Source organism: Chryseobacterium sp. JJR-5R (assembly GCF_034047335.1).
In the GTDB taxonomy this organism is placed as follows: Bacteria; Bacteroidota; Bacteroidia; order Flavobacteriales; family Weeksellaceae; genus Chryseobacterium.
This window is the reverse complement of record NZ_CP139137.1, coordinates 2067286-2086386: the sequence shown is the minus strand read 5'-3', so window position 1 is coordinate 2086386 and position 19101 is coordinate 2067286. Positions and strand designations below refer to the sequence as shown.

Annotated in this window: 3 protein-coding genes; all 3 read right to left on the bottom strand. The window is 39.3% G+C overall.

Annotated features, from left to right (window positions below; all coding sequences use genetic code 11):
- Window positions 1-10: 10 nt before the first annotated feature.
- From SD427_RS09245 to SD427_RS09235, 3 genes are read right to left on the bottom strand one after another with little or no spacing between them, the layout of a single operon-like run.
- Window positions 11-9637 (bottom strand): non-ribosomal peptide synthetase, encoded by a 9627-nt coding sequence (locus SD427_RS09245; RefSeq protein ID WP_320560986.1) that lies wholly within the window; start codon window positions 9635-9637, stop codon window positions 11-13.
- Window positions 9634-11250, bottom strand: coding sequence for an MBL fold metallo-hydrolase (locus tag SD427_RS09240; RefSeq protein ID WP_320560985.1), 1617 nt, complete (start codon window positions 11248-11250; stop codon window positions 9634-9636). The genes SD427_RS09245 and SD427_RS09240 overlap by 4 nt, the downstream gene beginning before the upstream one ends.
- A 10-nt stretch (window positions 11251-11260) precedes the next feature.
- On the bottom strand, window positions 11261-19039 hold the full coding sequence (locus SD427_RS09235) for a non-ribosomal peptide synthetase (protein ID WP_320560984.1): 7779 nt from the start codon (window positions 19037-19039) through the stop codon (window positions 11261-11263).
- Between the last annotated feature and the right edge of the window lie 62 nt (window positions 19040-19101).

The window sequence follows — 19101 nt, the reverse complement described above, 5'->3', positions numbered from 1 at the left end:
ACTTTTATTTTTAAAAAATAAATACCTCTCTGTCATCAGAGTCATTCTCCACTATATTATTTTTAATTGAATGTGCTTCAATCAACACGCTTTGTTTTTCTATTGTAGGTTCTGTAAATATATCCTGTAATGAGATCTTTACATCGAGTTTCTGGTGAATTAATGTTGACAGACGGGCGGCCTTTAAACTGTGACCGCCCAGCTCAAAGAAATTATCCATTACCCCAATACTTGGTACTCCCAGAACTTCTTCCCAGATAGCAACAAGCTTAGCCTCCGTTTCATTACGGGCTGAAACATATTCAACACCGGAACCCAATGAAGATCCAAAGGCATCCGGTAAACTTCCCCGGTCTAGCTTTCCATTACTCGTCAAAGGAAAAGAATCCAAATGGATATAATGACCCGGAAGCATATACTCCGGAAGAAGCCCACGTAAGTGATCCCGAAGAACGGAACTCGTTACTGCACTGGAACCCGTAAAATAAGCAGCCAAATCATTATGACCTTCCCCATTCTCTACAACCAAAACTACACTCCCTGTCACATCAGCATGACCCTGAAGCGCATGCTCGATCTCACCAAGCTCAATTCGGTAACCCCGGATCTTAACCTGACTGTCTTTTCTTCCTATATACTCTATACTCCCATCTACCAGCCAGCGACCTAAATCGCCGGTCTTATACATCCTGGAACCTGAAAGATAAGGGTTCGATACAAACTTCTCAGAAGTTAATACTTCATTGTTCAAATAACCTCGCGCTACGCCTACTCCCGAAATACAGATCTCTCCTACTACTCCTATTGGACAAAGACTATCATTCTCGGAGAGAATATACATCTGAGTATTAGAAATAGGACGACCAATGGGAATACTGTTCTCAAAACCGGCATGACATTCAAAATACGTAACATCTATTGTGGCTTCTGTTGGTCCGTATAAATTCATCAAGCCAACATCTGGCAACAATCTGAAAAACTCACTGTTCTGATGAAGTGTTAAGGCTTCACCACTCACAAAAACCTGTTTCAGACTTTTAAGCTTTTCTAATGCTTCCACATGAGCATCTAAATAATATAAAAACGTCTCCAGCATTGAGGGAACAAAGTGTATCACGCTAACTTCATTTGAAGCAATGTTCGAAACCAGTGACTCAGCGGACTTCTCTTCTCCATGAGGAAGAACTGATAGTCTGGAACCGTATAAACTCCACCATAAAAGCTCCCAAACCGACACATCAAAAGAATAACTCGTCTTTTGAATAAGGGTATCGGAGCTGGATAAACTATAGGCTCCCTGCATCCAATCCAACCGGTTAACAAGACCACCATGTTCTACCATAACGCCCTTTGGACGGCCCGTAGATCCGGATGTGTAAATAACATAAGCCAAATCCGAAGGATGGGGATGACAATCAGGTGAAGTAACAGAGTACGACGACCTTTCCATATGGAATAACAGCAGTTCTTCTGAATCTACAACGACCTTACAACCGCTGTCTTCTATCATATAACTGGTACGATCGGAAGGATACGAAGGATCAATAGGAACATAAGCACCTCCTGATTTTAGAATCCCAAAAATCGTAATTAATAGATCTTCGGACCTTTCAAGCTGAACTCCAACAAGGTTTTCTCTGCCAATACCATACTGGCTGCGAAGATAGTTGGCAAACTGATTCGATCGTTCATCCAAATCCCGGTAACTAAGGGTATGGTCATCGTATATCAAGGCCGTATGGTCAGGATTCAACAGCACCTGGGATTCAAAAAGATCGATAACTGTTTTATCTCTAGGATAATCAGCCTTGGTCCGGTTAAAACCTTCGGTAACAGCATAACGCTCCTCCTTCTCCAGAATATCAAGCTGATCAACACCCAGTTCAGGAGAATCACTGATAGAAACCAATAAAAGCTCTAAGCTCTTTATCAGACGATCGGCAAAACTACGCTCATAAATGTCAGTGTTGTAACACAAGCCTATGGTAAGACCTGAACCATTATCGGAAAAACTAAAGTCTAAATCAAATTTACTGACTGCGTAAGAAACTCCCTCATAAGAACTACCAGACATTCCTTCAGAAAGATCAACAGAACGATCTGTATTTCCGCTTTCCTGATCATGGAAATTAAGCATAACATCAAAAACCGGATTACGGCTCATATCACGTACAATACCCAGATCATCAACCAAACGGTCAAAAGGATACGATTGATGAGAATAGCCAGAAAGCGTCATCTCACGGACTTCGGATAGAAAATCGATAAAGCGCCGATCTCCATCAATACGGCTGCGAAGGGCTAAGGTATTGACATAAAAACCAATCTGATCATGAAGATCAGCATGGTTACGGCCTGCAACAGGAGTACCAACAATTAAATCTTTCTGACCACTGTAACGGTATAATAAAACCTTAACAGCGGATAAAATAGTCATGAAAAGAGTACTCCCGGTCGTTGAAGAGAGTTTTTTCAACTCCGAAAAGGCTGCTTCGGATATAAAACCATAAACATTTTCTCCACGGTAAGTCTTTACAGAAGGTCTGGTTCCTTTAGAAGGTAAATTAAGAACAGGCAAATCTCCTGATAATTGCTCCTGCCAGTAGGATTTAGAACTTGACCATGTTCTTGCAAGCTCTGACTGCTCCCAATATGCATAGTCCTTATATTGTAAAGCTAAAGGAGACAATACTACTGGATGTCCTTCTTTAAAACTATCATATAAAGTGAATAACTCCTTTTTTAAGATATCCATGGACCAACCGTCGCTGATGATATGGTGCATCACCAAACAGAATATATAACCGCCGCCTGATTGATCTTCAAGAACCCTAAAACGGATCAGAGGACCTTCTGACAAATCAAAAGTATATTTAACCTCTTTAGAAACAATTGAATCAAGAAGCGAAGCATCTGACTCAAAATTCAATATTATATGTTTAAAACTATCTGACGAAGCCTCTGAAAGAATATGCTGGTAAACTTCGCCTTCCGCTGATTCCCGGAAAACGGTCCTGAGAATCTCATGTCTTGATAATAACGAAAAGTAAGACTTTTCTAAGGAAGCTATATCAAAATCGCCCGAAACCCTGAAGACTTCAGGGATATTGTAAGCTCCATCTGCTCCTTCAAAACGACTCAGAATCCATAAACGGCGCTGAGACGAAGATAAAGGATAATACTCCAGATCAGGAGCTTTCGATATAGAAACATATTCTTCTGAATCACTACCGCCAAGCAATATACCTTGTTTTTCTATCGTAGATTCGGTAAAGATATCCTGTAACGAAATTTTTACATTAAACTCCTGATGAATCAAAGCTGATAAACGGGCAGCCTTCAAACTGTGACCGCCCAGCTCAAAGAAATTATCTTTGATCCCTATTCCAGACTTTCCTAAAACATTCTCCCAGATAGCAACAAGCTTTGACTCTGTTTCATTACGTGCTGAAACATATTCAACGCCGGAACCCAGGGAAGAACCAAAGGCATCGGGCAAATTATTATAATCAATTTTACCGTTAGTCGTTAATGGAAAAGAGTCCAACTGAATGTAATGACCGGGAAGCATATAATCAGGAAGACTGGTTCGTAAGTAATCCCGCAAATCAGAACCTCTCAATTCACAAGAACCTATAAGGTAAGCAGCCAATTCTTTTTCTCCTTCTCCATTTTCCACAACCTGAACGACGCTCCCTGTTACTTCAGGATGATTTTGAAGCGCAGACTCGATCTCACCCAACTCAATTCGGTAACCCCGGATCTTAACCTGGCTGTCCTTTCTTCCTATATATTCAATATTTCCGTCAGGCAACCAGCGGCCCAAATCTCCTGTCTTATACATCCTCTCCCCAGAAAGATAAGGGTTCGCTACAAACTTCTCAGAGGTAAGATCAGGGCGATTCAGATAACCGCGGGCCAAACCGGAACCGGAAATATAAATCTCTCCTGCAACTCCTACCGGACACAAGGATCCTGATTCCGACAGAATATAAATCTGGGTATTGGAAATGGGACGCCCAATAGGAATATTAGAATTGCACTGATGGAATGAATCTAAGTGATAGATCGTACAGCCTATTGTAGCTTCTGTAGGGCCATACTCATTATAAATATGAGCGTTTGTATTATTGACAAAAAAATGATTAACCTGATCACAAGTAAGTTTCTCACCTCCTAAAATTACGGTATTGGATCGCAGCTTTTCTCCCAAGGCTTCAAAATGGGATGGCGTGATTTTTATACTGTCAAAATTACAACTCTGATCATCTTCTATTCCTAAAAAATTGTTTTCCAGAATAGTAAGTGTGTGTCCGGTAATAAGAGGAAGAAATATTCCTGTATACGTTAAATCAAATGATGCTGATGTAAAAACACTGAAATCACCCTGAGGATAATAATTCATCCCCCAGAAAAGATAATTCATTAAGCTTCTGTTCTCAATCATTACTCCTTTGGGATGGCCCGTAGATCCGGAAGTGTAAATAACATAGGCCAGATCTTCAGGAGACCTACTCTGCTCAGGAGATAAGACAGAATAATCATCCATTTCCATTTTGAACAATAGAAGTTCTTCAATGTCTACTACGACTTTACAACCACTGTCCTCTATCATATAACTGGTACGATCGGAAGGATACGAAGGATCGATAGGTACATAGGCTCCTCCCGCTTTTAGAATCCCTAAAATTGTAATAATAAAATCCTCAGATTTTTCAAGCTGAACTCCAACAAGGTTTTCTCTGCTAATACCATACTGGCTGCGAAGATAGTTGGCAAACTGATTCGATCGTTCATCCAAATCCCGGTAACTAAGGGTATGGTCATCGTATATCAAGACCGTATGGTCAGGATTCAACAGCACCTGGGATTCAAAAAGATCAATAACCGTCTTATCTCTAGGATAATCAGCCTTGGTCCGGTTAAAACCTTCGGTAACAGCATAACGCTCCTCCTTCTCCAGAATATCAAGCTGATCAACACACAGCTCAGGAGAATCACTGATAGAGACCAATAAAAGCTCTAAGCTCTTTATCAGACGATCGGCAAAACTACGCTCATAAATGTCAGTGTTGTAACATAATGCTATTGATAATCCAGAATTTGCCTCTATAAAGTTAAAATCTAAATCAAATTTACTTACACTATAAGATGTTCCGTTATAAGAGTCCACCAAGATCTTTTCAGAAAAGTCATCTGATATATTTCCTTCTTCGGGATCCTGAAGATTTACCATAACATCAAAAACCGGGTTCCGACTCATATCACGTACCAAATCAAGATCATCAATCAAACGGTCAAAAGGATACGATTGATGAGCATAGCCAGAAAGTGTCATCTCACGGACCTTTAAAAGAAAATCGATAAAGCGCTGATCTCCATCAATACGGCTGCGAAGGGCTAAGGTATTGACATAAAAACCAATTTGATTGTGAAGCTCGGCATGATCACGGCCTGCAACAGGGGTTCCTATAATAAAATCTTTCTGACCACTATAACGGTATAATAAAACCTTGACGGCGGATAGAACCATCATAAAAAATGTACTTCCAGCGTTAAGAGATATTTCTTTTAAACCAGAAAGAACTTCCTTAGAAACATTACCGTAAACATACTCTCCATTATAGGTTTTTATAGCAGGACGAGATCCTTTAGAGGGTAAATCAAGTACAGGTAATTCTCCTGACAATTGTTCCTGCCAATAAGATCTGGACAATGCCCCTCGAGCTTTAAGCTCTGACTGCTCCCAGAAGGCATAATCTTTATATTGTAAACGAAGAGATGGGACTTCGATATTTTGCTTTTCCCTGAAGCTGTTATAGAAAGAAAAAAGTTCCTGTCTTAACACTCCCATAGACCAGCCATCACTAATAATGTGATGCATTACCATACAGAAAATATATTCAGAACCCGAACTATTTTCAAGAATGGTAAGACGAATAAGAGGACCTTCAGATAAGTTAAAAATATGATTTATTTCTTGAGAAATAATGGATTGAAGAATCTCCTCCGATTCGAAATCAACAATAAGATGTTGGAAACTATCTACCTGAATCTCTGGCAGAACATACTGATAGGCTTCACCCTCAGCTGATTCATAGAAAATGGTTCTAAGGATCTCATGTCTGGATAATAAGGCAAAGTAAGACTTCTGTAGAGAAGCTATATCAAAATCACCTGAAACTCTGAAAACTTCAGACATGTTATAAGCTTTATTTGCTCCTTCAAAACGACTCAAAATCCATAAACGGCGCTGAGATGAAGATAAAGGATAATGCTCCAGATCAGGAGCTTTCGATATAGAAACATATTCTTCTGAATTACTGCCTCCAAGTAATATCCCTTGTTTTTCTATCGTAGATTCGGTAAAGATGTCCTGTAAGGAAATTTTCACATTAAACTCCTGATGAATCAAAGCTGATAAACGGGCAGCCTTCAAACTGTGACCGCCCAGCTCAAAGAAATTATCTTTGATCCCTATTCCAGACTTTCCTAAAACATTCTCCCAGATAGCAACAAGCTTTGACTCTGTTTCATTACGGGCTGAAACATATTCTGTGCCCGTACCTAATGAGGAAAAGGCATCGGGTAAACTCCCCCGGTCAATTTTTCCATTACTCGTCAAGGGAAAAGAGTCCAACTGGATATAATGACCGGGAAGCATATACTCCGGAAGACTCATGCGCAAATAATCACGCAGGTCCGAACCTCTTAATTCACCAGAGCCTGTAAGATAAGCTGCCAACTCCTTCTGACCTTCTCCATTTTCCACAACCTGAACGACGCTCCCTGTTACTTCAGGATGATTTTGAAGTGCATGCTCGATCTCACCCAACTCAATTCGGTAACCACGGATCTTAACCTGATTATCCTTACGTCCTAAAAACTCAATACTCCCATCGGAATGCCAACGACCTAAATCACCTGTCTTATACATTCTGGAACCTGAAACAAAAGGATTAGAAACGAACTTCTCCAGGGTAAGATCTGGACGGTTCAGGTAACCTCGCGCCACACCTACTCCTGAAATACAAATCTCTCCAACTACTCCCACAGGACACAGTGAATCTCCCTCAGAGAGTATGTAAACCTGAGTATTGGAAACAGGACGACCTAACAAGGAGCCGTTAAAGGTCTCTCCTGATCCCGTATAACTGCGTGTCAATAAAAAAATAGTACATTCCGTCGGCCCATAAAGGGTGATTATTTTTGCATTAGGAAATGTTTTGCGGATATCATGCAATACTCCGGTAGTAACCTTGTCTCCTCCAATGAATATATAATCGATATGAGAATATTCTGCATGAGAGTCCATAGCTCTTACCTGAGACAGAAGCTCACTCATTAAAGCAGGAACCGTATGCAAGGAACTTATCTCTCCCAGATGATCCTTAAGATAACCTACATCCTTGCTCTTTTCGTTCCCTACAACCAAAACTCCGGTTCCCTGCAAAAGAGGATAAAACAACTCGAATAATGAGATGTCAAAAGCATTGGAAGCTAACAAGGGAAAAAGCCCTGAAGACTGGTTAGACAAAGGAAAAGCTGTCGTGACATGGGATAATAAATTCATCAGACCCTCATGCTCCACCATAACTCCTTTTGGATGCCCCGTTGAACCGGAGGTATAGATCACATAGGCTAAATCTGTAGGGATAGGATTAGCCTTAGGACTCGCTATAGAATAATTAGCCTTGTCCAGATTGAACAAAAGATATTCTTCGGAATCAATATTGACTTTACAACCACTGTCTTCTATCATATACGCAATACGGTCTGAAGGATAAGAAGGATCAATAGGAACATAAGCACCTCCTGATTTAAGAATCCCCAAAATCGCAACAATAAGATCCTCAGATCGTTCTAATTGAACACCCACCAAATCTTCTCTGCCAATACTATAATGCATATGAAGATAGTCTGCAAATTGATTCGAGCGCTCATTAAGTTCACGATAGCTCAACTCATGTCCTTCAAAAACCAATGCTCTATGGTCGGGAGTCAATACTACCTGAGAATCAAAAAGATCAAGAACGGTTTTATCCTGAGGATACTCCAATGCGGTCTGGTTGAAACCTTCGGTAAGAAGATAACGATCTTCTGATCCCAGAATCTCAAGTTGATCAATCCTTGTCTCAGGAGAATGACAGATGGAGCTTAATAGAATCTCTAAACTCTTTAGCAACTTCTCTGCAAAACTCTTTTCATAAATATCAGTATTATAACCCAAACCAATGGAAAGACCTGAAGAAGTTTCTGAAAAGCTAAAATCTAAATCAAATTTACTTATAGCATAGCTGGAATCTGTATAAGAGCCCAGAAGTACTCCTTCCAATGTTTCAGCGGAATTATTAGTACCCCCATCTCCAGAATCCTGAAAACTTAGCATAACATCAAAAACAGGGTTACGGCTTAGGTCACGAACAACATTAAGGTCATCAACCAAACGGTCAAAAGGATAAGATTGATGGGAATAACCGGATAGGGTCATCTCACGAACTGAGGAAAGAAAATCTATAAAGCGTTCTTCTCCTTCAATATGGCTGCGAAGCGCCAAGGTATTGACATAGAAACCTATTTGATCCTGTAAGTCCGCATGGTCACGACCAGCAACCGGAGTACCAATAATAAGGTCTTTTTGACCGCTATAACGATATAATAAAACTTTTACAGCAGACAAAACCGTCATGAAAAGTGTACCTCCGTTATCCAATGAGAGTTGCTTCAATAAGGAAAGGATCTCTATTGATATTGACCCTGAAACATGACAACCATTATAGGTTTTCACTACAGGGCGGGTCCCTTTTGAGGGCAAATGAAGCAACGGAAGCTCTCCTGAAAGCTGAGTCTGCCAATAAACTCTGGAATGAACCGCAGATCGTTCCAGCTCGGATTGTTCCCAGAATGCATAATCCTTGTATTGTAAACTTAAAGGAGGTAATACTGCAACACGACCCGATTGAAAATGATTATATAAAGTGAATAATTCCCGTTTTAAGATATCCATAGACCACCCATCGCTGATGATATGATGCATCACCAAACAGAAAATATAGCCCTCACCGGAACGGTCTTCAAGAATGGTAAGACGAATCAATGGCCCGTAAGACAAATCAAAAACACGACCCGTCTCCTGAGATAATGTAGCATCAATGGCAGCCTTTTCTGATGCAAAATCAAACACCAAATGTTCAAAACTTTCAGTCAATACCTCTGGTAGAACCAACTGAAAAGCCTCGCCAGTCGAGGACTCACGGAAAACAGTTCTAAGGATCTCATGCCTGGACAACAAGCCAAAGTAGGACTTCTCTAATGAAGACACATCAAAATCCCCCGTAAGACGGAATACAGCTGGAATATTATAAGCGCCATCAGAACCCTCAAAACGACTCAAAATCCATAAACGACGCTGAGACGAAGATAAAGGGTAAAAATCCAAAGAAGGTGCAGAAGGAATAGAATGATAGGAAGATTCTTTCAAAAACTTCAAAATACGATCTTTATTCTCCCTTATTTTGTTCGAGAATAAACTCATTTTTTCTTCATCATCGTAAGATACTTTTAAGTTATCACCTACTAATGTTATATCTATTGTATTTCTTTTTAATGAAAGTAAAAGAGATTTGATGTCATTCATTTTCTTACAGACTTTTTACTATATAAAATTTCCTTTTCACCATATAGCCTTTCTGCTATAATACCTTTATTATTACAGGTTTCTACTAATAGATTTGACTGCACAATAGGATTTGATTCATCTGTATATTTTATACTGCTTATAAACTCACACCATGGCTCCTGTCCCATAGCATATACATATACCTCCAATGGGTTAAAAACGTCTACCAGATCCATACCCCTTTTAAAATCTGAGCCTGATAATCTTCTCGACTGATCATGTTCTCGACTGATTTCACTAAGCATCAAGGGGCCATATAACCAAGTTAAAGGGGCTCCATCACATTCCATTCCCAAGAAGATCACATCTACCTCTCCTATATAATTTTTTACATGCTCATATGTTCGTTTTTCTAAAACACGGGAATCAGCTAAAAACATCAGGGTAAATTCATCTACTTTTATATGGTAACATGTTTTTGACGGAATATCGAGATCGCTATGTTCTCCCATAAATGGAATACCTGTTATCTGGCAATCATGGAAGTTAACAGATTCCAGTTCACCTATTTCAATTACATTTTCAAATCCGATATTATTAAACATCAATTTTACATTAGGATCCTGTATGTTTCCATTTCCTGATCTTGGTACAATGATATTTCTGATTTTGTGTCTTAGCGGGAGAAGTGTTTCCAGTAAAATATGATCCTGATGATTATGAGTAATCAATACGTAATCAATAATTTTGGGTAAATCATAATCAGAAAAATGTTCTACACTTGAAGTATATCCATAATAACTTATAAGAGGATCTACAAGAACGCTTACAGTATCTGTTTCTATTAAGATGCAAGCATGTCCAAAATAACGCATACGAACTTTATCCCCTTTGTATTCTTTATAAGGAGAAGCTTCTTTCTGTGTAAAAAAGCTTTGAAATAATTCTTCCTCTTTTTCTGTAAGATCTCCAATTAAACCTCTTATTTCCTCATAACTTTTGGGAGTTCTTTTCATCTTGCTGAATTCATCAATAAAAGGATGATCAAATGGTAAATTTAAGTGTAATACTCCTTCTTCATTCAGTCTTGGTGTACTTAAGCAGAAAGGGCGAGAATCATTCTCTGTGGTCCACAGTGCTATACTTTGTGTATTGGTACTGTAAAAATTACTTTTATATAAAAGGTTTTCAAAAAATCTGAAAGACGGGTTTCCGTTAAGATCATATACAAGTTCTATATATCCTTTCAGTACGGCGGGAACTTTAGTGTAAATATCTTCCAATGACTGTCCTTTCGCATCTTTCTGTAAAATTTCATTCATTTTCTTTATGGCTAATGACAATTTTATAACCTCTCTCTGGTCAATCATTGTCTTCCCAAGCAATTCTTTAATATCCTGAACTCTGTTTGTTTTATAATCCATAAAAGGTCCACCCAGCATCTTTGGATTTTTCACCATACTTTCATGCTCTTCAGGAGACTCTATATAGGAGTTCATTATTTCCATATGCCTGTGCGTAACATTTAAACCTGCTGTAACAGGTGAAATCAGGTGAGCCCAAGCATACCATCTTTCTATTAAAGGTTCTATCACAACATTAGGCCTCAGGTAATATTTATCTGTATTCATGTTCATAAGTTTAAATTATAATTTCTGATTTTCTATTATTATCTTTTAATAGCTCTATATATTCATTAATCATTATTGCTAATTCTTCGATATTTTTTGCTGCTAATATCTCCTGTAATGAAATCTTGATATCAAATTCTTTTTGAATCATAGAGGATAGCCGTGTTGCCTTCAGACTATGCCCTCCCAATTCAAAGAAGTTATCCATGACTCCTATCTCCTGTTTCCCTAGTATCTCTTCCCAGATAGAAATAATTCTGGTCTCCGTCTCGTTGCGTGCTGCAACATATCCTTTTCCGGAACCCAAGGAAGAACCAAAGGCATCGGGCAAATTATTATAATCAATTTTACCGTTACTCGTCAAAGGAAAAGAGTCCAACTGGATATAATGACCGGGAAGCATATAATCAGGAAGACTGGTTCGTAAGTAATCCCGCAAATCAGAACCTCTCAATTCACAAGAACCTATAAGGTAAGCAGCCAATTCTTTTTCTCCTTCTCCATTTTCCACAACCTGAACGACGCTCCCTGTTACTTCAGGATGATTTTGAAGCGCAGACTCGATCTCACCCAACTCAATTCGGTAACCCCGGATCTTAACCTGGCTGTCCTTTCTTCCTATATATTCAATATTTCCGTCAGGCAACCAGCGGCCCAAATCTCCTGTCTTATACATCCTCTCCCCAGAAAGATAAGGGTTCGCTACAAACTTCTCAGAGGTAAGATCAGGGCGATTCAGATAACCGCGCGCCAAACCGGAACCGGAAATATAAATCTCTCCTGCAACTCCTACCGGACACAAGGATCCTGCTTCTGACAGAATATAAATCTGGGTATTGGAAATGGGACGACCAATAGGAATATTAGAGTATTCCTTATCTATTTCGAATGAAGTTGTCACTACTGTATTCTCCGTAGGGCCATAATTATTATAAGTTTTAAAACTTTTTTCACTATAATGTTTCAGCTTATCTCCACCTGTTAAAACTTTTAATAATGACTTATTATTAAAATTATAGAATTGTTCGCAGATTGCTGTTGGAAAAAATGTTATATTAATTCCTTTTTCTTCAATATATTGGTTTAATGCTGAAAGATCTGTCCTTAGGCTATCTTTCAATAAATGTATTGTTCCACCTTTGATTAGATAAGGAAACAGTTCCCATACAGAAGCATCAAAGCTGAAGCTTGAATATAAAGCGGAACGGCTATGTTCTGTAATATTAAATGCTTCTATATGCCAATGCATTAAATTGACAACACTTCTATGCTCAACCATTACCCCTTTGGGTAGTCCAGTAGATCCGGAAGTATAAATGACATACGCCAAGTCATTGATTTTTATATCACTAATAGGTACATTCCGGGAATATAATGAATAGCTCATATTAAATAATGATAATTCATCCGCATCAATAACAACCTTACAACCGCTGTCTTCTATCATATAACTGGTACGGTCTGAAGGATAGGAAGGATCAATAGGTACATAGGCTCCTCCCGCTTTTAGAATCCCTAAAATTGTAATAATAAAATCCTCAGATTTTTCAAGCTGAACTCCTACAAGAGATTCTCTGCCAATACTATACTGGCTGCGAAGATAGTTGGCAAACTGATTCGATCGTTCATCCAAATCCCGGTAACTAAGTTCACAATCTTCAAAAACTAAAGCAATATGATCAGGCGTTGATAGCACCTGGGATTCAAAAAGATCGATAACTGTTTTATCTCTAGGATAATCAGCCTTGGTCCGGTTAAAACCTTCGGTCAATAAATAATACTCCTCCTTTGTTATAATATCCAGTGAACTTAGCGGAAGGTCAGGCTGTGATGCTAAAACATTGATCAACTTTAACAAATGTCCTTTAAGCTGCTCCATGATAAAACTACTGTATACCCGTGCGTTATAACTAAATCTAAAAGAGAACTCAGCACCAGGAGCAATAGAAACAGTCAGATTATAATTATTATAGTCTTTCTGTTCATATCCTAGGATCTTTAACTCAGGGGCTTTACTCATTCCCTGACCTACCATCTCCTGAACCGGATAGTTCTCATAGATCAGAATATGGTCAAACAAAGCCTTACCAAGCTCACTCTCACCCTGAATATCTGCCAGCTGGCTGTAATGATAACCTGTTGAGGAAACACTATCAAAATGTAAAGCCTTCGCAGTCTCAGAAAATACAGAATCTGCACCTGCCCGAACACGGACAGGAATCGTATTGATAAACAATCCTACCATATCCTCAATACCATCAAGATCGCCAGGACGACCGGAAACTACCGAACCAAACACAACATCAGTTTCTAAACCTCCGTTATAGATACCAAGTAACACGCCCCAAACACACTGGAAAAAAGTGTTCTCCGTAATCCCCAGATCTGTACAAACCGATTTGAGAAGAATACTCGTTGCTCTATCCAAAGAAAAATCCAACTCTTCTATAACAGATCCTGATGCAACGAAGCTGCAATCCTTGGGAATTCCAAAAATACCACTGTAACCAGATAATTGACCCTGCCAGTAAGAACGACTCGCTTCATGATCAACACTCTCAAGCCACGAAAGGTAAGTACCATACGTATTCACCGGTTTTAATGAAGGTGAAGACCCACTCTTCAATGCATTATAGATATGAAGAAGGTCACCTATTAAGATCCCTAAACACCATCCATCCATAAGGATATGGTGCATACTCCAGATAAACTCATACACATCCTCACCACACTTTAAAATAGATAAACGCATCGGATTCTGATGGCATAAGTCAAAACCTTTGGCAATATCATTCCGCTTGTAATCTGATAAGAAAAAATCCGCCTCAGGCCCTGAACCAATTTCTGCATAATGAAAATCAGCAAATCCATCTTTCTTCACCACCTGAAGAGGAATATCACTCAAATCATCACTGAAAACGGTACGCAAAACAGAGTAACGGCGGATAAGCTCCCTATAACTCTCTTTCAATAATTCGATATCCAGGCCACCGGAAAGACGATAACTCATCTGAATAAAGTAAACTGAATCGCCGGGAGAAGATAACCAATGGTAAAATAAGCCCTGCTGAAGGGGTGCTAAGCCATACACATCCTCTAAATCAACTCCTGTATTCAACTCCTTAACTGCAGAAATACTTAAATCTTTATAGGTAAGATCCACAGGCGTCAGGTACTGAACAGATTCTCCCGACAAAATATCAATCAAACTGATAAGGGTAGATTGATATAAAGAACATAACGATTCTATGGTACCGGCATCGTACTGACCTGAACTGTAAGAGACTCCCAACTGTAATTCATCATTGATGATCATTCCGGAGATATCCAGAACACTATCGCGTTCTTCATCCAGACTCTGGTCTTTTCCCCATGAGCGCCGAGAAAATTCAAACATACTATCTCCTCCCTCTGATGCCAGCCCAGAACCAAAATCACCCAGGTAATTAAACAAAACATCTCCGATTACAGGATAATCTACTCCTTTTATATGTTTTAATATTCCATAACCGATCCCTTTATTAGGTACACGGTGAAGGATTTCCTTGACTTCTATAACATGATCCAATAAACTACGCCCGTTGGAAAATGGTAGTACAACAGGATATACAGAGGTAAACCAACCAACCGTACGGCTGATATCTAAACCAGAGCTTATAGGCTCCCGACCATGACCCTCCATCTTCAACGACAGGCAATTTAATCCAAAATAACGGCTTACACTGTAACTCAGACATGCTATTAATATATCATTGATATTCGTCTTATACGCACGGAAACACTCCGTTTGTAAACGATTTGTATTTTCTTTATCTAAACTAAAACTTACCAGTCTTGTATCAGCGTTCTTTTTACTCCCCGAAGGATGGTCTACAGGGACAGCATCAACCTTCCTGCCCAAAACAGAATCCCAATAAATAACCTCTTGTTCAAGCTCACGGCTATTCGAATATTCATATACCTTCTCTGACCAGTGTTTAAAGGAATCGGTCTTTAAGGGAAGTTCAACTACTTTTAACCCTTTTTGATAACCACTATATAATGTCACTAAGTCTTCAAATAGAATACGCCACGAAACTCCATCTACTACAAGATGGTGAACCGCAAGAAAAATGTAATCACCAGCAGAAGACCTGAGCAGGCCTGCCTTAAAAAGCAGACCATCTTCTATACGGATACCGGACTGGACTGCAATACATGCCTGGGAAAAGGAAGCATCATCATGCACTTCAAACTCCTCAATATCCAGCATGATATCGGAAACATCACGGTTAAACTGATGCCACACGGTATCCTTGCGGTATACCATACGAAGGGCATCATGATGTACAAACAGCGAATAAAGGGTTTGTTCTAATAGGGAACGGTCAACACAATCACGGCTTTTTAATAATACGGACTGATGAAAGTGGTCTTTATCTGAATAAAACCCTTCCAGAAAATCCTTCTGAATAGGGGTAAGAGAAACATCCCCAAAAACAAGTCCCTGATCTGTAAAGCGGCTAAGGGCCTTCACGTGTAAAACTAAATCAGCAATCACAGGATACAACAAAATATCCTTAACCTCGCAGCTATAACCTTTCTGACGAAGACGAGATACAATCTGAATACATTTAATGGAATCGCCTCCCAAAAGAAAAAAATCATCCCTGATTCCTACAGGAGATTTTTTAAGAACATCTTCATATACACAGACCAATACTTCTTCAAGAGCAGTACGCGCTGAAACATATTCAACACCGGAACCCAATGAAGATCCAAAGGCATCCGGTAAACTTCCCCGGTCTAGCTTTCCATTACTCGTCAAAGGAAAAGAATCCAAATGGATATAATGACCCGGAAGCATATACTCCGGAAGAAGCCCACGTAAGTGATCCCGAAGAACGGAACTCGTTACTGCACTGGAACCCGTAAAATAAGCAGCCAAATCATTATGACCTTCCCCATTCTCTACAACCAAAACTACACTCCCTGTCACATCAGCATGACCCTGAAGCGCATGCTCGATCTCACCAAGCTCAATTCGGTAACCCCGGATCTTAACCTGACTGTCTTTTCTTCCTATATACTCTATACTCCCATCTACCAGCCAGCGACCTAAATCGCCGGTCTTATACATCCTGGAACCTGAAAGATAAGGGTTCGATACAAACTTCTCAGAAGTTAATACTTCATTGTTCAAATAACCTCGCGCTACGCCTACTCCCGAAATGCAGATCTCTCCTACTACTCCTATTGGACAAAGACTATCATTCTCGGAGAGAATATACATCTGAGTATTAGAAATAGGACGACCAATGGGAATAGACTTTCTCCAGCCATCATCAACTGAAAGACGATAGATACTCGCACATACAGAGCACTCGGTTGGCCCATAAGCATTAAAATAAGATAAGTGACCGGACAAAGAAAGCCCTTTTTCTATATGAGCGGACTCCCCCGCTGAAATAAGAACTCTTAAACCTGATAAGTCTTCAGACGAAAGGCTTTCCGAATAGGCAGGAGGAAGCGTAATCACACTTGCTTTGGAAGATCCTAATAACTGAACAAATTTTTCCTTGTCCTTGATAGCTGTATCATCCGGAATAAAAAGACTAGATCCACTTAACAGAGACATCATCATCTCTGAAAAAGAAGCGTCAAAAGCAATGGACGCAAAAAAGAAAACAACATCGCTGCTTACAACTCCAAATTCACGGATCTGGCTCAGAACCATATTGACCAAGCCTCCATGTTCTACCATAACGCCCTTTGGACGGCCCGTAGATCCGGAAGTGTAAATAACATAGGCCAGATCTTCAGGAGACCTACTGTGCTCAGGAGATAAGACGGAATAATCGCACTCAATATCCTTAAATCTTAAAACGACTTCACCATCAATAACAACCTTACAACCACTGTCCTCTATCATATAACTGGTACGATCGGAAGGATACGAAGGATCGATAGGTACATAGGCTCCTCCCGCTTTTAAAATCCCTAAAATTGTAATAATAAAATCCTCAGATTTTTCAAGCTGAACTCCAACAAGAGATTCTCTGCCAATACCATACTGGCTGCGAAGATAGTTGGCAAACTGATTCGATCGTTCATCCAAATCCCGGTAACTAAGGGTATGGTCATCGTATATCAAGGCCGTATGGTCAGGATTCAACAGCACCTGGGATTCAAAAAGATCGATAACTGTTTTATCTCTAGGATAATCAGCCTTGGTCCGGTTAAAACCTTCGGTAACAGCATAACGCTCCTCCTTCTCCAGAATATCAAGCTGATCAACACCCAGATCAGGAGAATCACTGATAGAAACCAATAAAAGCTCTAAGCTCTTTATCAGACGATCGGCAAAACTACGCTCATAAATGTCAGTGTTGTAACACAAGCCTATGGTAAGACCTGAACCATTATCGGAAAAACTAAAGTCTAAATCAAATTTACTGACTGCGTAAGAAACTCCCTCATAAGAACTACCAGACATTCCTTCAGAAAGATCAACAGAACGATCTGTATTTCCGCTTTCCTGATCATGGAAATTAAGCATAACATCAAAAACCGGATTACGGCTCATATCACGTACAATATCCAGATCATCAACCAAACGGTCAAAAGGATACGATTGATGAGCATAGCCAGAAAGCGTCATCTCACGCACTTCGGATAGGAAATCTATAAAACGTTGATCACCTTCAATATGGCTGCGAAGGGCTAAGGTATTGACATAAAAACCAATCTGATCATGAAGATCAGCATGGTCACGACCCGCTACAGGAGTACCAACAATTAAATCTTTCTGACCACTGTAACGGTATAATAAAACCTTAACAGCGGATAAAATAGTCATGAAAAGAGTACTCCCGGTCGTTGAAGAGAGTTTTTTTAAACCTGAAAGAATATCTTCAGAAACGGAACCTGAAAGATAAGCACCGTTATAGGTTTTTACAACTGGCCGCAATCCCTTAGAAGGTAAATTAAGAACAGGCAAATCTCCTGAAAACTGTTCCTGCCAATAAGATTTAGACAACGAAACTCTATTTGCAAGCTCTGACTGCTCCCAATATGCATAGTCCTTATATTGTAAAGCTAAAGGAGACAATACTACTGGATGTCCTTCTTTAAAACTATCATATAAAGTGAATAACTCCTTTTTTAAGATATCCATGGACCAACCGTCGCTGATGATATGGTGCATCACCAAACAGAATATATAACCGCCGCCTGATTGATCTTCAAGAACCCTAAAACGGATCAGAGGACCTTCTGACAAATCAAAAATACGATTGGATTCTGATGAGATAATTTCAGAGACTTTGTTTCCTTCTTTTTCAAAATCCAAAACCAAATGCTGGAAACTATCATCAGGAGTTTCTGAAAGAATATGCTGGTAAACTTCGCCTTCTGCTGATTCCCGGAAAACAGTCCTGAGAATCTCATGTCTTGATAATAACGAAAAGTAAGACTTTTCTAAGGAAGCTATATCAAAATCGCCCGAAATCCTGAAGACTTCAGGGATATTGTAAGCTCCATCTGCTCCTTCAAAACGACTCAGAATCCATAAACGGCGCTGAGATGAAGATAAAGGATAATACTCCAAATCGGGGGCTAAAGGAATATGACCATAAGAAATAGCGGAGGAAGAGAACCGTTCTATAAATTCTATTATTTCTTTTTTATTATCCTTTATTTCTTGTATTAAACTGTCTGATATTAATTCATCTGAATCTAAGTATAATTCTCCTTCTTCAAGGGCTACTTTAATATTTAAAGAATTTAATCTTTCTAATAATTCTTTCATCTCTTATCTTCTGTTAAATCAATGTTATACTGGTATTCGTTTATTAATATAGAATTATTGAT